This window comes from Janthinobacterium sp. BCJ23, assembly GCF_059617945.1.
In genome coordinates, this window is the sequence record NZ_JCAQAW010000003.1 from 284292 (window position 1) to 301137 (window position 16846).

The window sequence follows — 16846 nt, forward strand, 5'->3', positions numbered from 1 at the left end:
GCCAGCATGCGCAAGGCAGTTCCCGGCTCACGCCGGGGCTGCTTTTTTTTCGACCTTTGCCCTCCTTCCATGCCGCCAGCCACCGCCACCGCCGAACGATTGACCAGCCTGGACGCCTTCCGCGGCTGCGTGATCGTCATCATGATCTGGGTCAACTACCTGGCCGGCATGCCCGGTATTGCCTGGTGGCTCGAACATGCGGGTCCCCGCGCCGACGGCATCACACTACCCGACCTGGTCTTTCCCGGTTTTCTGTTCATGGTCGGCATGGCCATACCGCTGGCCTTGCAGCGCCATTGCGGCCACGTCACGCCAGCCTTGCTGGGACGCCTGCTGTGGCGTTCCGCCAGCCTGATGCTGGCCGGCGTCGTGCTGGCCAACGCCTACCGCTATGATGCGCAGGCGGCGCCGCTGCCGCACGCCATGTACTTCCTGCTGTTTTATGTGGCAATGATACTGCTGTGGCGCCAGGGCGCGGGCAAGCTGCAGCTGGCCGCCGGCGGCGTGCTGATGCTGTTCCTGCTGGCGACGTTCCGTGGCGAACTGAACGCGGAATTTTCCAGTACCTGGCTGCAACCGTCGTGGTGGGGCATCCTCGGCATGATAGGCTGGTCCTATTTGCTGTGCAGCCTGCTGTACCTGGCGTGCCGGGGCAGCGGCACGGCGCTGATGGGCGTATTTTCCCTGCTGCTCGTGCTGTACATGGGCGGCACGGCGGGCAGCCTCGATTTCCTGCCGGCAGGCATCAACGCCTTCGTCAACGTGCCGCAAGTGCTCGGTTCGACGGCGGCCAACGTACTGGCCGGCACCCTGGTGGGCCAGCTGTTCCTGCGCGGCACCGCCTTGAGCCATGGGCAGCGCATCCGTTTCATGGCGTGGTTCGCGCTGGGCCTCTTCGCGGCCGGCATGCTGCTGCGGCCGTATCACCACATCAACAAGATCGCGGCGACGGAATCCTACACGCTCGTGTGCAGCGCCCTCATCCTGGCCCTGTTCCTCGTGTTTTATGTCGTCATCGACGTGTGGCGCTGGCGCGCCTGGGCCGTGGTGCTCTTGCCCGCCGGCACCAATGCCCTGTTCGCCTACATCGTGCCCGACCTGTGGCAGCAACTGGCGGCCGTGCTGCACTTGCCGCCCGTCTGGTGGCCGTATCTGGCAACGGGCGGCGCGGCCGGCCTGTGGAATGCGGCCGCCGTCACCGCCCTGATGCTGCTGTTGACGGCCATGGCCACGCGCTACGGCCTGAAATTGAAATTCTAGACCTTGATGTAGATCTTGCGCTTGTCCATGAAATAGGCGATCAGCCAGCACAGCAGCATGAAGCTGACGGCAAACAGCAAGGACCCCACGCGCGCCGGCGCCCAGCCCGTAAACCAGTGCTGATACAGCCACTGGTACAGGTTGCCGCCACCGGTGCGCACGGTAAACGCGATGATCACCAGCACTTCCGACACGAGGTAGATGAACAGCGTGTTCTTGCCGAAGACTTCAAAAAAGTAGGTCCAGCCCGTGATCTTGCGCACGTCGATGACGAACATCAGCAGCGCCAGCAGCAGCAAGTCCAGGCCGATACCGAGCATCACGTAAGAGCTGGTCCACAGCTTCTTGTTGATCGGGAACACCTCATTCCAGCACAGGGCCACGGCCACGCAAATGACGCCGGCCACCACCAGCCGATACAGCGCCGCACGCAGCTGCGCCGGCGCCGTCCGGCGCAGGAAACTGCCCGCCAGGTAGCCGGCAATCACATTGACAATCGATGGCAAGGTGCCGAGGATGCCTTCCGGATCGAAGGCGATGCCTTCGCCGTGGTACAGATGGCTGTCGCCCAGCAAGATCAGGTCGAGCTTGGCCGGCGCGTTGCCGTGCAAGCTGTAGTCGCCCCACGTCGCGAGGATGGCCCAGTAGCCGAGCAAGGCGCAGGCGCTGAAGACGAGCGCGCCCCGCGTCTTCCAGCAATGGAGGACCAGGGCGGCGGCCAGGTAGCACACGGCGATGCGCTGCAGCACCCCGGGAATGCGCGTGTGCGACAGCGGCGACCAGGCGAACTGGCCCGCATCGTCGATCTTGAAGAAGGGAAACCAGTACAACAGGAAGCCCAGCAAAAAGATCAGCGCACTGCGCTTGCACAGCTTGGCCAGCACGGCGCCATGGCCGAGGTGTTCATATTTCCTCAGCGCAAAGGCCAGCGCATTGCCGACGACAAACAGAAAGCTGGGAAAGACGAAGTCCGTGAGAGTAAAGCCATGCCATTCGGCATGCAGGAACGGCGCATACACGCTGCCCCAGTCGCCGGGGGTATTGACGACGATCATCAGGGCGACGGTCAGGCCGCGCAGGACGTCGAGGGCGAGGTAGCGTTGGTTCATGGCTGCGTCCCTTTCAGGATGGGTGCCAAGGCCGTACCCAGCACGTGCTGCGCATCGCCGCTCAATTCCCAGAACATGCCACCACGCAAACCCTTGTCGCGGATGTAGCGCACTTTATAGCCTATCGATTGTGCATCTTCATAGCTGATGAAGACGCCGCTGTCGCGGTTATACAGGTACGGTACTTGCGACGCGGCATTCCAATGGCGCTGGAAGCCGCGCACGCCCTTGCCATCGGCCAGGTAGCCGTGTTCAATCAGGTGCCGGTAAGTAAATGTCGGCGTACCGTCATTACCGCTGGCCGCGCCCTGGCAAGGCTGGTACAGGCCGTCGCCGCGAGGACCGGCGGCGCACTGTTTCCAGCCATAGCCATAGAAGGGCACGCCCAGCACCAGCTTATCAGCAGGCACGCCGGCGCGCAGGAAGCGCGTCACGGTGGCGTCCGCATGCAAAGCCTTGTCGCGCCGCGGATCGGCCGGGTCGGCATACAGGGGCGCCAGCTGGCCATTTTCGGCATCCCACACGCCGCGGTAGTCATACGTCATCAGATTGATCCAGTCCAGCTGCGCCGCCAGGCGGGCCATCCAGCCGGGTGCGGCGTCACTGTCATCGCTCAGGCTGGCATGCGCGCCGGCGGCGATGGTGATCAGGTAATGGCGGCCGGCGGCTTGCTTGCCGGCATGGTCGAATGCGCTGCGCAGTTCGCTAGCCAGGCGCAAATAGTTTTCCTTGTCGCCGCTACGGTGGCAGACCCTGCCTTCGATACAGGGGATTCCCCCTGTGGCAGGATGCTCCCAGTCGATATCGATGCCATCGAGACCGTGCCGGCGCACCAGCGCCAGTGCGGAAGCGATGAACGCCTGGCGCGCGGCAGGCGTGGCGGCCACGTCCGAGAAGCGGTTCGACCAGATCCAGCCGCCCACCGACAGCAGGACGCGCAGCCGTGGATGACCTTGCTTGAGTGCGTTGAGCTTGCGCAAGTTGTCGGCATCGGCTTGCGGCGCCGGCAGTACGATGCTGCCATTGGCCGGCCGGGACGGCTGGCCCTGTGCATCCAGACAGGCGCTCACGCCGCCGCCATCGGGTGCCGGGTTGCCATGTTCGCCATCCCAGCAGATGTCGGCGAACGCATACTGGATCAGGCTGACATTGCCGGCGCGAATATTGTGTTCGTTTACGGGAAAATCGGCCGATTTCCAGCCGGGATAATAGGCGACCACTTCCGGCGCGAAGACCGGTGCGGCGGGAGCGGCGGAGGCGGCCAGTGGCAGCGCGCAGGCGAAGCAAGCCAGCATTGCGTGTAATGTCATCGGAGGTATCCCACCATGTAAAGAAAAGCATCTTGCAATAAAAAAATGGCGGAGCCAGCTGCGCTCCGCCATTGTCATGCCATCCCGGGTGTCCGCCGGGAGGCATCAACTACATAAAACGTCTTACATCTTGCCTTGCAATGCCAGGTAGATCTGACGGCCGTTCTTGTAGAACGCGCCTGGCATGTCATCCGAACCAGGGGTCTTGATGGTCGAACGCGACAGTGGATTGTTCAGGTCCTTGCCGTCCAGGGTGATGGCCAAGTTCTCCGTCAGCTGGTAGGCGATCGATGCGGACAGGCCGCCGATGCCAGCCTGGTAGGCGGCGCTGCGGCGCGAGGTGCCGTTCAGGAATTCCGAACGGTAGCTGTACGTCAGGCGTGCGCTGAACTTGTCGTTCTCGAAGAACGCGCCAATGTTATACGCGTTTTTCGAGGTGCCGATCATCGTGCATTCGCCGAAATCACCGCATGGCGAACCCTTGACGTTGCCCGTTTCCTTGCCATCGGTATAGGTGTAGTTTGCGTTCACGCCGAAGCCTGCTGGCAACGCTTGTACATACGACAGTTCCAGACCCTTGACTTCCGCCGTCGTATTGGTTGGCGTGCCAACTTCATACTGGGTGAACTTGTTCTGCAACTGGTTGTAGAACGTCGTCACACCCTTGCCGTAGGTCACATAACCATCGAGCGACGAGTAGAAGATGCCAGCCGAAACCATCGATTTCGGCGCGAAGTACCATTCCACGCCGATGTCGGCGTTGTTCGAGCGGATAGGACGCAGGTTAGGATTGCCGGCGTTGCCGTCGAGCTGGTTGTCGCGCAGATCGAGGCCTGCCATCATGCCCAGTTCAGGACGGGCCATGGTGCGGCTGATGCCGAAACGGCCGATGATATCCTTCGTCACGTCCAGACGGAAGTTGGCGCTAGGCAAGAAATCATTGTACGTGTTGGTGTAGTTCTTGATTTCGTACTGAGCAGCCGGGTTCAGCTCATAGCGGTTGACGTCTTCCTTGGTGTGCACATAGCGTACGCCGAAGTTACCCGACAAGCCTTCCGTGCCGAAGTTCGCCATCGCGTACACCGACTGGGTCGGCTCCTTGATGTTGAACTCGGACTGGCGCAGGTTGCCCTGGTACGTGGCGTTATCTTTGAGCCACTTGTTGACGCTCGCTTGCGAGAACGTCCAGTAGCCGGCGCCGTTCACGCCCAGGTCCTTGAAGTTGCTTGGGAACGAGGTCAGGCCATCCATCGGCAGGTTGGCGGTGACGCCCAGCGATGGCTTGGCGACGATGCCGATGGCGGTCAGGTCACGCTTGTGTTCCGCGACGCGGGCACCGAATTCCACCGACGAGATCGCTGGCAAGTCGAGTTTCAGGATACCGTCGATCTGGCCATAGGTTTCCTTGTCGTTCGCGGTAACGTGCGAACCGTAGGTGTAAGGCGTTGCCTGACGGCCGCCGATCGAGAACTTGTTCGCGCCCGGGGTATCGTAGATCACGCCATGGCTGGCGCCGTTCTGGGTGTAGCCGCCGCCAGTCCAAGGCATCCAAACGCCCAGCGCGCCGCTTTCCGTGTTGCCGACGCCCTTGGTCGTGCCGACTTTACCCGAGAAGGTGAGGCGGTCGTTGACGCGGTATTTGGCATCGATATTAAAGAAGTCGGACTTGCTTTCCGCCACAGGACGGCTGAACTCTTCCTGCACGGCACTGGAATAGCCGGCGCAGACGGCGCCGCAATTGGCTGGCACGGTGGTGTGCAGACCCGTAACGATACCGCCCTTGTAGGTGCCGCTGACGTTGCCGACAGGGTAACCACCCTTGCTGCCCGTTTCCAGGCCTACGGTCTGGATGAAGTTATGGTTGATGTTCGGCGCGTCGAGTTCGGAATGGAACAGGGTGAAGTCCAGGGTCAGCGCACTGGTCGGCTTGATTTGCACGTCGATCAGGCCGCCCTTGCGGGTGCGTTCCTGTTCGAACCAGGCGGTGCCGCCCATGTAGTTGACGCGGCCGCCGGCCGAACCTGGCAAGGCGCCAGCGACTGCCGAATCCGGCTTGACTTCGTCATACCAGACGCCATTTTCCTGGCCGACACGGCTCAGTTTGCGCTTCTGATAGAAGCCCTGCACCATCACACCCATGGTGTTGGCATCGTTCTTCCAGTTCAGCATGCCGCTTACTTGCGGATCTTTCTTGCCCGAGTTGGACGAGTACACGGCGCCCAGGCTGACCTGGCCCGTAATTTGTTTCTTGAAGTCCAGCGGTTTGCGCGATTCGATATCGATCACGCCTTGCGCGCCGCCTTCCAGCAGGTTCGCTTGCGAACCTTTGTGCACGGTGACGCGGCCGATCAGTTCGGATGGGAACAGCGAGAAGCTGACGCTGCGGCCGCCGCCGATGATATTGTCGGCAAACCAGTCGCCGCTGCTGACCGAGTGGCCATTGAAGGTGGTCAGGGTCAGGCCGAACGGTGTGCCGCGCAGTGCCACGCGGTCATTCTCGCCAAAGCTGCCTTCGTTGCCGCCCGCAGCGGCGACGCTGACGCCTGGCACGCGTTGCAGCGAGTCGGCGATGTTTTTGTCAGGCATCTTGCCCACGTCTTCAGCCGTGATCACTTCGACCAGGCTGTCGGAATTGCGTTTTTGGTTCAAGGATTGTTGCAGCGATGCGCGGATACCCGTCACGACGACGGTCTGGCCTTCATCAACTTCAGCCGTTGCTGCCGGCTTGGCTGTCACCGCTTCCTGCGCATGCGCCGAGAAACTCGCACCTGCCATCAACATAGCCACAGCAGCGGCGATAGGCGTCAAATTGCGTGCTGCAGAGCTAGCTGTCAAATTGCGTTTCATGTACTCCCCCTTGATTTAGGCCCCAGGATTGGAACCTTTTCATTTTTAACGTAGGTCTTCTTTCCAGCCCGCCTACTCTCGCGGCATGCTGCAGACCCTTCGGCACAACCACTTACAAAACCAATTCAACGCCAATATACTACTATCCAATACCAGAACACTACCAGTTGCAACTTTTTTTTTATAACGTTGTTTGAATCACACAGACCACTTCACCGAAATCAATTTGTAGCCCGTATGGGCGCGTTAAATACCAGCGGAGCCACGCATAAATTGCTGGCCTGATAATTGAAATTGGTTTTACAACGGTCTTTTTTGGTATTATCCAGCGACACAAAACAGATACAGAGCGCGTCTGCAACGCGCCGTAACGGAGACCCTCAGCGTATGACAACCCTGGCTCACATCATGCAAGGCCTGGGGCAGACGAGCAGCCTGCCCCTGTACCAGCAACTGCAGCGCGCGCTGCGCGAAGCGATCGACAAGCGCATCCTCGGCCCCGACGAAGCCCTGCCGGCCGAGCGCCAGCTGGCCAGCGACCTGGCCGTTTCGCGCATCACCGTGCGCAAGGCCATCGATGGCCTCGTCAACGAGGGCTTGCTGGTGCGCCGTCCCGGCTCGGGCAATTTCATCAATACGCGCATCGAGAAAAACTTCGCCAAGCTGACCTCGTTTTCCGAAGACATGCGCGCGCGCGGACGCACGCCGCGCAGCGTGTGGCTCAAACGCGCAGAGGGCACCGTGACGCCGGAAGAGGCCTTGCGCCTGCGGCTGTCGCCGGGCGCGCCCGTGTACCGTTTCCACCGCATCCGCTATGCGGACGAGGTGCCGATGTGCCTCGAATACGCGACCATCGTCGCCAGTTGCCTGCCGGCGCTCGACGCCGTCGACGTATCGATGTACGACGCGCTGGAACAGGCGGGCAACCGGCCCGTGCGCGCCTTGCAGCGGCTGAGCGCGCTTTTATTGACGGGGGAGCAGGCCAGCCTGCTGCAGGCGGAGGAAGGCGACGCGGGCTTGTCGGTGGAAAGGCTGGGCTTTTTGCGCGATGGCCGCGCCGTGGAATTTTGCCGCTCCTACTTCCGCGGCGATATGTATGACTTCGTGGCTGAATTAAGTACCAATTAATACCAGCCGCGCCATTTCAGCAATACCAGATAGCACCACTTATTGCGGTGCAATATATATGCCGGCATCGCGTTTCAATATGCACGGCAATGGTGCAATCATCGGCGGCGATTATGTAGCAGCCTGCGCGGAATATAAAAGAAGGCTGCGCAATGCGGTTTTGCGCATTGCAGCAAAACGTGGCGTTAACCGTCAGACGGCGGACGCGGCGCGACGGCCCACGCACAGCAACATCGCACCCAGCGCCACGCACAGCCAGCCGAACAGCGGCCCCAGCCATCGAGCCCAGGTGGCAATGGGCGGGTGCGCCGGCAGCGGCGCCAGCAAGGTACTGCCCGGCATGGCGCTGCTGGCGCGCTCCGCCAGCACGCGGCCATACGCATCGCTGACCGTCAGCACGCCCTCGCGTGCCGCGCGCAGCACCGCATAACCGTTTTCCACGCCGCGCACGACCGTCATGCGCGCCCCCATCCAGGCATCGAGCTGGAAATCCCAGGCCGGCACCAGCATCGTTTGCGCCCCGGCCGCGCCATACGCGTGCCCCAGGGGCGCGAAATGCATGTCCTTGCAGATGGCCAGGCCCATGGCTAGACCCGCCACCGGCTGCACGGCAAACGCGCTGCCAGCAAGAAACTCGCGCTCGGGCGGCGCCAAATGATGTTTCTGATAGCTGACGGGCACGCCACCATCGGGCGCGAACAGCCAGGCCAGGTTGCGCCGGCCGGCAGCGTCCTGCACGCCGACACCCACGGTAATCCACGCGCCCGTGCTGCGCGCCAGCGCCTGGAAACGCTGCCGCACGGCGTCCGCCTGCTCAGGGGCCAGCACCGCTATCTTTTCCGGCAACAGCACCAGCTGGGCGCCCTGCCCGGCCAACTGTTCGACGTGGCGCGCGTACTGGTCCCAGATGGCTTGCGCGCGCGGCGGTGGCGTGGCCGGGCCGATGAAGTCATCGATGGCCACCAGCCCCGCCAGTTGCCCGCCTGGTGACGGGGCACCGTGCACGCGCCAGGCGCCGACCGCAAACGCGGCCGCCAGCAGCAACACGGCCGCACCCGCCGCTGGCGCATACGCGCGGCCATCGGCCAGCAACAAGGCCAGCGCGGAGGGCGCCAGGCACAGCAGAAACAGCAGTCCAGGCACGCCCGCCAGGGCTGCCACCTGCAGCACGGCAATATTATCCGCCTGCGAATACGCAAGGCTGCCCCAATTACCGTCCGGCAGCAAGGCCGCCATCAAGGTATCGATGGCGACCCACAGCACGGGATACGCCAGCACCGTCCAGGGCTCCCGGTAGCGCAGCACGAGGCGCCGCGTGGCCAGCACCACCAGCAGCCACAGCAGCGCCTTGACGGTGATCGCGGCCAGCACGGCCGGCAAGGGCATGAGCAGGCGGAAATAGGCGACGTTCGATGACAGCCCCAGCGCGGCGGCCAGCAACGTCATCCAGACCGCATCGCGGCGCGACGAGCGCAGGGCCAGCCACAGCAGGGGCAGCGGCGCGCACCAGGCCAGCGGGCCCAGCGGCTGCGGCCCCAGCACCCAGTACAAAGGCAGGCCGGCCGCCAGCGCGGCGGCAATTTGCAACAGGCGCTGGCGCAGCGCGGTACTGCCAGCAAACAAGGCTGGCGCAGACAAGGTATTGAGCATGCTCATGCTTTCAAGGGGAGCCAGATTTCCACGCCACCAACACCGCTGGCGGGATCGAAATGCCGGTCGTAGCGTTCGAAGTCGGGCGCGTCGGCCACTTCCAGCCCCGACTGGGGCAGCCACTCGTTCCACACCGTGCGCCAGGTGGCGCGGATGGTGGAAATATGCCCGCGGTGATGAAACACGGCATAGCGCTGCGGGGCGATGCGCAACCGCATCCAGTTCTCAGGCGCCTGGGAAAAGTCGCTGACCGGCATGGCGCACAGGTAATCGAAATTGCCCGCGTCGTCATTGTTGCAGCACACGCCATACACCAGCTGGCCGGGCGCCACATGGGGCAGGAAGCGCTGCCACAGGGCTGGGATGCCGGCAGCCGTTTCTGCGCGATACCGTTCGACCAGGCCCGCCACCAGCAAGGCGGGTCCTTGCTCGAAACGGGGCGCTTCCAGGGGAACGCCTGGCGCCACATCCATTTTGATGGCGCCCACCAGCGCGAGGTTGGCGACGTGGCGCTGGGCCCGCACCTTTTCCGGCGTGACTTGAAACTGGTCGCGAAAGGCCCGCGTAAATGCTTCATGGGAACTGTAGCCGGCTTCCAGGGCGACCGAAAGGATGTCTTGCGCGCCTTGGGCCAGCGCGTGCGCCGCCTCGCTGAGCCGGCGCGCCCGCACATAGCGCATCACGGAGTGGCCCGTGGCCAGGCCGAACGCACGCGTCAGTTGGTACGGCGAAGCGCCGCCCACGCGGGCGATATCGCCGAGCGAGAGATTCTGCGCATAATGCGATTCGATATACCAGAGTGCCTTGGCAAGATAGTGCATGGACGCTTCCCGTTGAACGAGCAGCGACTGTAGCATTTTCAGGCAGGCGTGACTTGACCGGAATTGCGCAATGCAGGCTTACTTTCTGGTGCGCTTTTCATGTACGAGCTGGCCGCTGCTGATGCGCGCCAGTTCGGCCATCTCTTCGGCCAGGAAGGCCAGCAGGTCGTCGATGCTGACGACGCCCGAGAGCGCACCCAGGCTGTTGACCACAGGCAGGCGGCGGATGCCGTTGATGCGCATGCGTTCGATGATGTCGTAGACGTCTTCGTCTTCGCTGGCCGTGAGCAGCTGCGCGCTCATGATGTCGCCCACCAGCAGGCTGGCGGGGTCGAGGCCCAGGGCGATGACGGAAATGACGATGTCGCGGTCGGTGAGGATGCCGATGGGCACGCGTTCGCCGTTTGGCTGTTCGGCCACGATCAGGTCGCCCACATGGTGCTGGCGCATCAGCAGCGCCGCGTCCTGCACGCTGGTGTCACGCTGGCAATGAATGGTGTGCAGGGTACAGATGTCGCCGATACGCATGTCGCCACTCCGTTTGAGGCAGAGTGTCCACGCTACGCCACCCCGCCGTGGCGGGTTTGAGGCACATCAATTGAAACGACTTATTTTTCTTCGGGGGGCGGCAGGAAGCAGGCTTCGACGATTTGCAGGTCGTTATCCTTGGCAAATTCGCGCACGAAGTGAAACGCCATCGGCTCGATCTCGCGCAGCTTGGTGTTGACCACCACCGACTTGACGCCATTGACGACGGTCGGGCGCACGTAGGGCGAATACTGGAGGTGCGCATTGCGCCCGCCGCCTTCGGGATTGAAACAGGACATCACTCCACAAAGGCGCTCGGCCCAATCGCTGGGTCGGAATTGCTTGCCATTGCTGGTGAGACCAAGGATGAAGAACTCGTCTGAGAGTTCCCCTGTTTTTTGAGATAACTCGGCCATGTGGCTTGTCGGGACTGGATTGCGTGAATGGCCCCGGCGGGTAGGCCGGGCTGGTAATTCAACTACGTTTGCTGCGGTAAGCCAGTATTATATCTTATAGAAGACTTGGGTTCTACCTCGATCTGCCCTGACGATGCAAACAGGGGCCGGCACGCATCACGCGCCAGCCCCTATTTTAACCTTGTTCCACGCGCCAGGCGCATGGATGGCGCGTGTGCGCCCGCGTCAGCCGAGGAAAACGGCGCCCGACATCAGCAACAGCAGCAGCATCCACAGCAGCAAGGCGCGCCAGACGAGGCCCACCGTGCTCTGCAAGGCACGCGCGCCCGGCTCTTCGCCTGGCAGGATATCGCTTTCGCTGTCGCTGTCATCGACGGCCATGTCCGGCGTGACGAGCACGCGGGCCGCCGTTTCCGCTGGCGTGCCCAGGCGTACGCCCATGGCGCCGCCGCCGGCCGTCAGGATGATGCCGATGGCCTCGTCCTGCCAGCGCTGGGCGAAATTGCGCCAAGCGTAGATGGCATCCTCGAAATTGCCGACCACGGCAAACGCCACGGCCGTCAGGCGTACGGGGATCCAGTCGATCCAATAAAAGGCGCGCGCGGCGAACTGGCCGAATGCTTCATTGCGCATATGCTCGGGTTCGTTCCAGGCGCGCGCCAGGTATTCGGCCACGCGGTACATCACGGCGCAGGCAGGGCCCAGCGGCATGAGGAACCAGAAGAACACGCCAAACACGTTGCGGTGCGTGGTGACTAGGGCTTTTTCCACGGCGATGCGGGCGATTTCACTCGCTTCCATGCCCACCGTGTCGAGCTTGGTCCACTCGGCCAGCAAGGTGCGGGCGGTCGCTTCGTCGCCGGCGCTCAGGGCCAGCTGGATGGACGTAAAGTAATGGCTGTAGTGACGGAAGCCCAGGGTCAGGTAGACGATGAGGACGTTCCAGGCAAAGGCCAGCAGGGTCAGCTGATAATGCTGCAACAGCCAGTAAATGCCTGCCGTCGGCACCATCAGCACGCCGATCATGAGGAACCAGCCCATGCGGCCGTGGTTGGCATGGCCGGCATTGAACCAGGTCTCCATGCGCATTGCCAGGCTCTTGATTTCGGCGTAGATCGGATTGTCCGCGCGCAAAGGTTTGAGCTGCTCGATCAGCAATGCGCAAAGTATGGAGAGAAATGTCATCAAACGTCCTTTTTGTCTTTTTCAGCAATACCGCAATGCCCGCTACGATAGCGCAGTGCAGTGCTGGAATCAAACTTATTACGTGCGGGACGCCATTTTACGCGCGCAAGAGGTGAAACAGATTGCGCAGCATGCCGGCGGTGGCGCCCCAGATGTAGAAGCGCTCGTACGGCATGGCGTAGAACGAGCGCCGTCCGCCCGGCAACTCCACCGACAGGCGCTGATGGTTGAGCCCATCCATGAGGAAAGCCAGCGGCACTTCGAAGATTTCCGCCACTTCCGACGGGTCGGCGCGCAGCTCGAACGGCGGCGTCACCAGGCCCACCACAGGCGTGACCTGGTAGCCGGTGCCCGTCAGGTAATCGGGCAGGCAACCGAGCACTTCGATGTGCTCGCGCGCCAGGCCCACTTCTTCTTCCGTTTCGCGCAGGGCCGTGGCGACGGGCGACGCATCGAACGCTTCGCTGCGCCCACCGGGAAAGCTGACCTGCCCCGCATGGCTGCTCAGGTGGTCCGTGCGCATGGTGAGCAAGATGGTCAAGCCTTGCGGGCGTTGCACGAGGGGAATGAGAACGGCGGCGCGCACGGGCACGGCGCGGGCGGAAAGGAAATCTTGGGTAATCTCGGGCTGCCAGTCAGGCTGTTCGGCCAGGCGCTGGCGCAGCCAGTCCGGCGTCAGGCGCACGGCGTCCAGCGCCGCCTCGCCGGCGATCGAATCGATGGCAAGTTGTTTGGGATCAAATGCGATGGTGGCCATTGCCCCTCCCTCATGATTAAAAGCACTTGGCAAAACCGTCGCGAGCGGAAGGAAGAGGTAGCCGAGACGCGCAACCGTGCTCTAGCACGGTGAGCATCGCAGGCTGCCTATACCGACGCGCAGCAGGTTTGGCCAGGTGTCACCATAAAAAAAAGGGCACCCTGAGGCACCCTTTTCCCAACGCAGACGCTGATATTACGCGCTTGCTTTCGCCACAACGCGGCGATTTGGCAATTTTTCTTTGATACGCGCCGATTTACCCGAACGCTCACGCAGATAGTACAGCTTGGCGCGGCGAACATCACCACGGCGTTTCACTTCGATCGAAGCGATCAGCGGCGAGTACAGTTGGAACGTACGCTCAACGCCTTCGCCGGACGAGATCTTGCGAACGATGAAGTTCGAGTTCAGGCCACGGTTACGACGGGAGATAACGACGCCTTCGTAAGCCTGGGCGCGCTTGCGCGTACCTTCGACTACGTTGACGCTGACGATAACGGTATCGCCTGGTGCGAATTCAGGAATGGTTTTACCCAGACGAGCAATTTCTTCCTGCTCTAATTGTTGAATCAAGTCCATTTTTAACACTCCGAAAACCATCATGCCGGCGCACTGTGGATAGCAAGTATCCGCCCGGTAGAGGATGGGTAACACAATATGGGCAACATGCCCGGCACTACTGGCCATCCTGACCGCCGTCCGGAGACGGCTTACAGGCTGGCCAAGAATTTTTCGTCGGTCTTGCTGAGCAAGCCGGCGGCGCGCGCACTGACCAAGAGGTCAGGCCGCTTTGTCGCAGTCGCTTCCAGCATGCGCTGGCGGCGCCATTTGACGATCTCGGCATGATTGCCACCCATCAAGACGGGCGGCACGGCCATGCCTTCATATGTTTCCGGCCGCGTGTAGTGCGGCGAATCGAGCAAGCCATTGACGAAGCTGTCCTCGATGGCCGATGCCTCGGTGTTCAAGACACCCGGCAACAAACGGATCACCGCATCCATCAGCGCCATGGCAGGCAATTCACCGCCCGACAACACGAAGTCGCCGACGCTGATTTCCTCGTCGACGCAACGGTCCAGCAAACGCTGGTCCACGGCTTCATAGCGGCCACACAGGATCACCAAACCAGGTTCGGCTTTCAGCTGCGTGACGCGCTCGTGCGTCAACGGACGGCCTTGCGGCGACATGAACACCACGCGGGGCGCCGCCAGTCCCAATGCGGTCTGGCGCTGCTTCGCGGCAGTAATTGTCGCTTCGAGGGGACGGGCCATCATCACCATGCCGGGGCCGCCGCCATAAGGGCGGTCATCCACGGTACGGTGATTGTCGGTCGTGAAATCACGGGGATTCCACAGCGACAAGCCACATTTCCCCTGCTCGAAGGCGCGCCGGGTCACACCCGACTGCGTCAGCGCGGCAAACATTTCCGGGAACAGGGTCACGACATCAAATTGCATCGTTCACCATCCTGCAAAGTTTGCCCGGCGCATTGTTAAGCGCAGGCGGTTTAATAATCGAGGCCCCAGTCGACCGTGATCTTGCTGGCAGCCTTGTCAACGTTAATGACAAACTGGCCAACAAACGGGATCAGGCGCTCAGGCGCCTTTTCAACGGTCTCATCAGCAGTGGCGACGGGCGTAACGCGCAAGATCGACTGCGGACCATTGCTCATCATGTCGTGCACTGTGCCGAGGCACTCGCCTTGCAAATTCTCGACTGTCAGTCCGATCAGATCGGACCAATAAAATTCATCGGCCGTCAGCGTCGGGAAATGGCTACGCGGAATTTGCACAGAGACGCCTTTCAGCGCTTCTGCGGCATCCCGCCCGACCACACCCACCAGCTGGGCCACGACGTCACCGCCGTGTAACTTCGCTTGCCTGACTTGAACATCATGCAAGGTCGGTTTATCAAACCACCAGGTTTTGACGCTTAATAATGCATCCGCATCGTCGGAGAAAGGAGTGATCCTGACTCCGCCAGCAATGCCATAGGCACCGGAGACATAGCCTACCTGTACCAGGTCATCGGGGACTTTCACCCCGGATGCAGTCTTGACCGTCAAACCAGTGATCTAATTAAGCTGCTGCTTTGTTGTTGCTAGCTACCAGGCGAGCAACGGTTGGCGACAATTGTGCGCCAACGCCTTGCCAGTAGGCCAGACGGTCTGCGGTGATACGCAGTGGAACTTCGCCACCTTGCGCCATCGGGTTGTAAAAACCGATACGCTCAATGAAGCGACCATCGCGGCGATTGCGCGAATCAGTAGCGACGATGTTGAAGAACGGGCGCTTCTTGGCGCCTCCACGAGCTAAACGAATAACGACCATAATATTTCCAAAAAGTGTGCTGAGGCGGAAAAAGCCGCAAATTATAGCGCGCTTTACCGCCAGGCAGCAAGCGTTATGATGACGGGCGTGTAATTTGGGCTAATCAAACATTATGACCAGTCATGACCGAAGACGCAATAGGCGCGTGCGTCTATCGTGCCGCCGATGCCACGTCCAGGCGGTGACGGCATCGCCTGAACACGGCACGAAAGTGCTATCGTTGCGGCAGGGAATGACCGATACTGACAATCTTTACCGATGAGCAACTCTGGAGTCCCATGACCACCGCTACCATTTTGCAACAGTCGCACAAGAACAAGGCATTCACCAGCCTGCTGGCCTTTTTGCTGGGATGCCTGGGCGCCCACCGCTTCTACCTGCACGGCGCCAAGGACCGCTGGGGCTGGCTACACCTGGCCGCCTTGCCCGCCAGCTTGCTGCTGCGCCAGCTGTTTCCCGAGGCGGACTGGTTTTACCAGATATTGCCGCTGACCTTGTCCGCGCTGGGCGGCTTCCTGGAAGCGCTGGTGCTGGGCCTGATGCCGGACGACAAATGGGATGCGCGCTACAACGCCGCCTCCGGCCGCGCGTCGGACACGGGCTGGCCCCTGGCCGTGGTGCTGGTCGCTACCTTGATGCTAGGCGCGGGCGTGCTGATCGCCACCATGGCGCGCCTGTTCGACCTGCTGTACACAGGCGGCGCCTACGGTTAATTTCCATGCGGCAACCACCTCCATCAAGGCGCGCCACCCGCACATGTAAGTGTTGGTAAGCAATCATGATTTTCCTCTATACTGCATTCACAATGCCGACATTACTGGTTCATTTAACACCCCCTAGGAGAAGATCATGATTCGTCGCCCACTCATCCTCGCAGTCGCCGTCACGGCCCTGTTCAGCACCTCCGCCTTCGCGCAAAACCTGTCGCCGAAGGCGCAATACGCGTACGACACGAAGCAAGCCAGCACCCGCTACGCGGACGACAAGAAATTGTGCGCGGAAGAAACCAGCTCGAAAGCCCGCATGCAATGCCTGCGCGACGCCAAGGGTGAATACGACCAGGCCATCATCAACGCCAAGGCCGCGCAAAAGGCCGGCAACTCGTATGCAGGCCAGAACAGCAAGCCAGCCCAGCAGATCTGCGCCGAGTGCGGCAAGGTGCTGGCAGTCAACGTCACTGAAAAAGCTGGAGAAGGCGGCGCCCTGGGTATGATCGGCGGCGGCGTGGCCGGCGCCCTGCTGGGCCGCCAGGTCGGCGGCGGACGCGGCAAGGACCTGGCTACCCTGGCCGGCGCCGCTGGCGGCGCGTATGCCGGCAAGCAAGTCGAAGGCCACATGAAGAACGCCAAGACGTGGACCGTCACCGTGCAATACGAGACGGGCGCCAAGGCTGACTTTGCGTTTGATCAGGATCCCGGGCTGGCTGCTGGCGACTTGGTGCGCAATTCGGGTAATGGCATTGCCAGAAGGTAAGCTGAACCCAAGAAAGGCCGGGGTCGTACCCT

The 16846-nt window shown here is 61.8% G+C and carries 17 protein-coding genes; 4 read left to right on the forward strand and 13 right to left on the reverse strand.

The genetic code is table 11. The annotated features are described in order from the left end of the window. Positions 1-69 precede the first annotated feature (69 nt). Positions 70-1260 (forward strand): DUF5009 domain-containing protein, encoded by a 1191-nt coding sequence (locus tag AC54AG_RS12930; RefSeq protein WP_496630568.1) that lies wholly within the window; start codon positions 70-72, stop codon positions 1258-1260. Here the strand turns inward: AC54AG_RS12930 and AC54AG_RS12935 are convergent. The 3 genes from AC54AG_RS12935 to AC54AG_RS12945 form a co-directional block, all read right to left on the reverse strand. Further along, a complete protein-coding gene (locus tag AC54AG_RS12935; RefSeq protein ID WP_496630569.1) occupies positions 1257-2369 on the reverse strand; it encodes an acyltransferase family protein in 1113 nt (370 codons plus the stop codon). The two genes, AC54AG_RS12930 and AC54AG_RS12935, sit on opposite strands and share 4 nt — an antisense overlap. Then, positions 2366-3679 carry a glycoside hydrolase family 18 protein gene (locus tag AC54AG_RS12940; RefSeq protein WP_496630570.1) on the reverse strand — a complete coding sequence of 438 codons (1314 nt, stop codon included), beginning with the start codon at positions 3677-3679 and terminating at the stop codon, positions 2366-2368. Before AC54AG_RS12940 ends, AC54AG_RS12935 begins: the two co-directional genes overlap by 4 nt. Before the next feature lie 123 nt (positions 3680-3802). Continuing rightward, positions 3803-6454, reverse strand: a complete 2652-nt coding sequence (locus tag AC54AG_RS12945; RefSeq protein WP_219329558.1) for a TonB-dependent receptor — start codon at positions 6452-6454, stop codon at positions 3803-3805. 459 nt (positions 6455-6913) lie between these two features. Between AC54AG_RS12945 and AC54AG_RS12950 the strand changes: the two genes are divergently transcribed. Then, entirely contained in the window at positions 6914-7654 is a 741-nt protein-coding gene (locus AC54AG_RS12950) for a GntR family transcriptional regulator (protein WP_034759852.1), read from the forward strand. Positions 7655-7846: 192 nt separating this feature from the next. On the opposite strand, the gene AC54AG_RS12955 is transcribed toward AC54AG_RS12950, so the two are convergent. The 10 genes from AC54AG_RS12955 to rpsP form a co-directional block, all read right to left on the reverse strand. Next, positions 7847-9310: a nitrilase-related carbon-nitrogen hydrolase gene (locus tag AC54AG_RS12955; RefSeq protein ID WP_496630571.1), complete on the reverse strand. Its 1464-nt coding sequence runs from the start codon at positions 9308-9310 to the stop codon at positions 7847-7849. Then, positions 9307-10125, reverse strand: a complete 819-nt coding sequence (locus tag AC54AG_RS12960) for a GyrI-like domain-containing protein (protein ID WP_496630572.1) — start codon at positions 10123-10125, stop codon at positions 9307-9309. The genes AC54AG_RS12955 and AC54AG_RS12960 overlap by 4 nt, the downstream gene beginning before the upstream one ends. 78 nt (positions 10126-10203) lie before the next feature. Next, positions 10204-10653: a CBS domain-containing protein gene (locus AC54AG_RS12965; RefSeq protein ID WP_070303693.1), complete on the reverse strand. Its 450-nt coding sequence runs from the start codon at positions 10651-10653 to the stop codon at positions 10204-10206. Positions 10654-10733: 80 nt separating this feature from the next. Continuing rightward, positions 10734-11069, reverse strand: a complete 336-nt coding sequence (locus AC54AG_RS12970) for a DUF3579 domain-containing protein (RefSeq protein WP_029496213.1) — start codon at positions 11067-11069, stop codon at positions 10734-10736. A gap of 225 nt (positions 11070-11294) precedes the next feature. After that, entirely contained in the window at positions 11295-12254 is a 960-nt protein-coding gene (locus AC54AG_RS12975) for a CobD/CbiB family protein (protein ID WP_034759859.1), read from the reverse strand. 97 nt (positions 12255-12351) lie between these two features. Next, positions 12352-13011, reverse strand: a complete 660-nt coding sequence (locus AC54AG_RS12980) for a CoA pyrophosphatase (RefSeq protein ID WP_128140350.1) — start codon at positions 13009-13011, stop codon at positions 12352-12354. A 195-nt stretch (positions 13012-13206) separates the two neighbouring features. After that, positions 13207-13590, reverse strand: coding sequence for a 50S ribosomal protein L19 (gene rplS, locus AC54AG_RS12985; protein ID WP_010395528.1), 384 nt, complete (start codon positions 13588-13590; stop codon positions 13207-13209). A gap of 131 nt (positions 13591-13721) precedes the next feature. After that, positions 13722-14468 (reverse strand): tRNA (guanosine(37)-N1)-methyltransferase TrmD, encoded by a 747-nt coding sequence (gene trmD / locus AC54AG_RS12990; RefSeq protein ID WP_046685326.1) that lies wholly within the window; start codon positions 14466-14468, stop codon positions 13722-13724. 50 nt (positions 14469-14518) lie between these two features. Then, positions 14519-15076, reverse strand: a complete 558-nt coding sequence (gene rimM, locus AC54AG_RS12995) for a ribosome maturation factor RimM (protein WP_034759867.1) — start codon at positions 15074-15076, stop codon at positions 14519-14521. A gap of 13 nt (positions 15077-15089) precedes the next feature. Further along, positions 15090-15341, reverse strand: a complete 252-nt coding sequence (rpsP, locus tag AC54AG_RS13000) for a 30S ribosomal protein S16 (protein WP_010395524.1) — start codon at positions 15339-15341, stop codon at positions 15090-15092. A 278-nt stretch (positions 15342-15619) separates the two neighbouring features. Between rpsP and AC54AG_RS13005 the strand changes: the two genes are divergently transcribed. After that, complete coding sequence (locus AC54AG_RS13005) at positions 15620-16054, forward strand: NINE protein (protein WP_034759870.1); 435 nt, start codon at positions 15620-15622, stop codon at positions 16052-16054. Between the two features lie 136 nt (positions 16055-16190). Beyond that, on the forward strand, positions 16191-16814 hold the full coding sequence (locus tag AC54AG_RS13010) for a glycine zipper 2TM domain-containing protein (RefSeq protein ID WP_070303695.1): 624 nt from the start codon (positions 16191-16193) through the stop codon (positions 16812-16814). The last annotated feature ends 32 nt before the right edge of the window (positions 16815-16846 follow it).

Coding starts and splice junctions, on each gene's coding strand:
- AC54AG_RS12930 (WP_496630568.1), top strand. CDS start 70: ATGCCGCCAGCCACCGCCACCGCCGAACGATTGACCAGCCTGGACGCC.
- AC54AG_RS12935 (WP_496630569.1), bottom strand. CDS start 2,369: ATGAACCAACGCTACCTCGCCCTCGACGTCCTGCGCGGCCTGACCGTC.
- AC54AG_RS12940 (WP_496630570.1), bottom strand. CDS start 3,679: ATGACATTACACGCAATGCTGGCTTGCTTCGCCTGCGCGCTGCCACTG.
- AC54AG_RS12945 (WP_219329558.1), bottom strand. CDS start 6,454: ATGGCAGGTGCGAGTTTCTCGGCGCATGCGCAGGAAGCGGTGACAGCC.
- AC54AG_RS12950 (WP_034759852.1), top strand. CDS start 6,914: ATGACAACCCTGGCTCACATCATGCAAGGCCTGGGGCAGACGAGCAGC.
- AC54AG_RS12955 (WP_496630571.1), bottom strand. CDS start 9,310: ATGAGCATGCTCAATACCTTGTCTGCGCCAGCCTTGTTTGCTGGCAGT.
- AC54AG_RS12960 (WP_496630572.1), bottom strand. CDS start 10,125: ATGCACTATCTTGCCAAGGCACTCTGGTATATCGAATCGCATTATGCG.
- AC54AG_RS12965 (WP_070303693.1), bottom strand. CDS start 10,653: ATGCGTATCGGCGACATCTGTACCCTGCACACCATTCATTGCCAGCGT.
- AC54AG_RS12970 (WP_029496213.1), bottom strand. CDS start 11,069: ATGGCCGAGTTATCTCAAAAAACAGGGGAACTCTCAGACGAGTTCTTC.
- AC54AG_RS12975 (WP_034759859.1), bottom strand. CDS start 12,254: ATGACATTTCTCTCCATACTTTGCGCATTGCTGATCGAGCAGCTCAAA.
- AC54AG_RS12980 (WP_128140350.1), bottom strand. CDS start 13,011: ATGGCCACCATCGCATTTGATCCCAAACAACTTGCCATCGATTCGATC.
- rplS (WP_010395528.1), bottom strand. CDS start 13,590: ATGGACTTGATTCAACAATTAGAGCAGGAAGAAATTGCTCGTCTGGGT.
- trmD (WP_046685326.1), bottom strand. CDS start 14,468: ATGCAATTTGATGTCGTGACCCTGTTCCCGGAAATGTTTGCCGCGCTG.
- rpsP (WP_010395524.1), bottom strand. CDS start 15,341: ATGGTCGTTATTCGTTTAGCTCGTGGAGGCGCCAAGAAGCGCCCGTTC.
- AC54AG_RS13005 (WP_034759870.1), top strand. CDS start 15,620: ATGACCACCGCTACCATTTTGCAACAGTCGCACAAGAACAAGGCATTC.
- AC54AG_RS13010 (WP_070303695.1), top strand. CDS start 16,191: ATGATTCGTCGCCCACTCATCCTCGCAGTCGCCGTCACGGCCCTGTTC.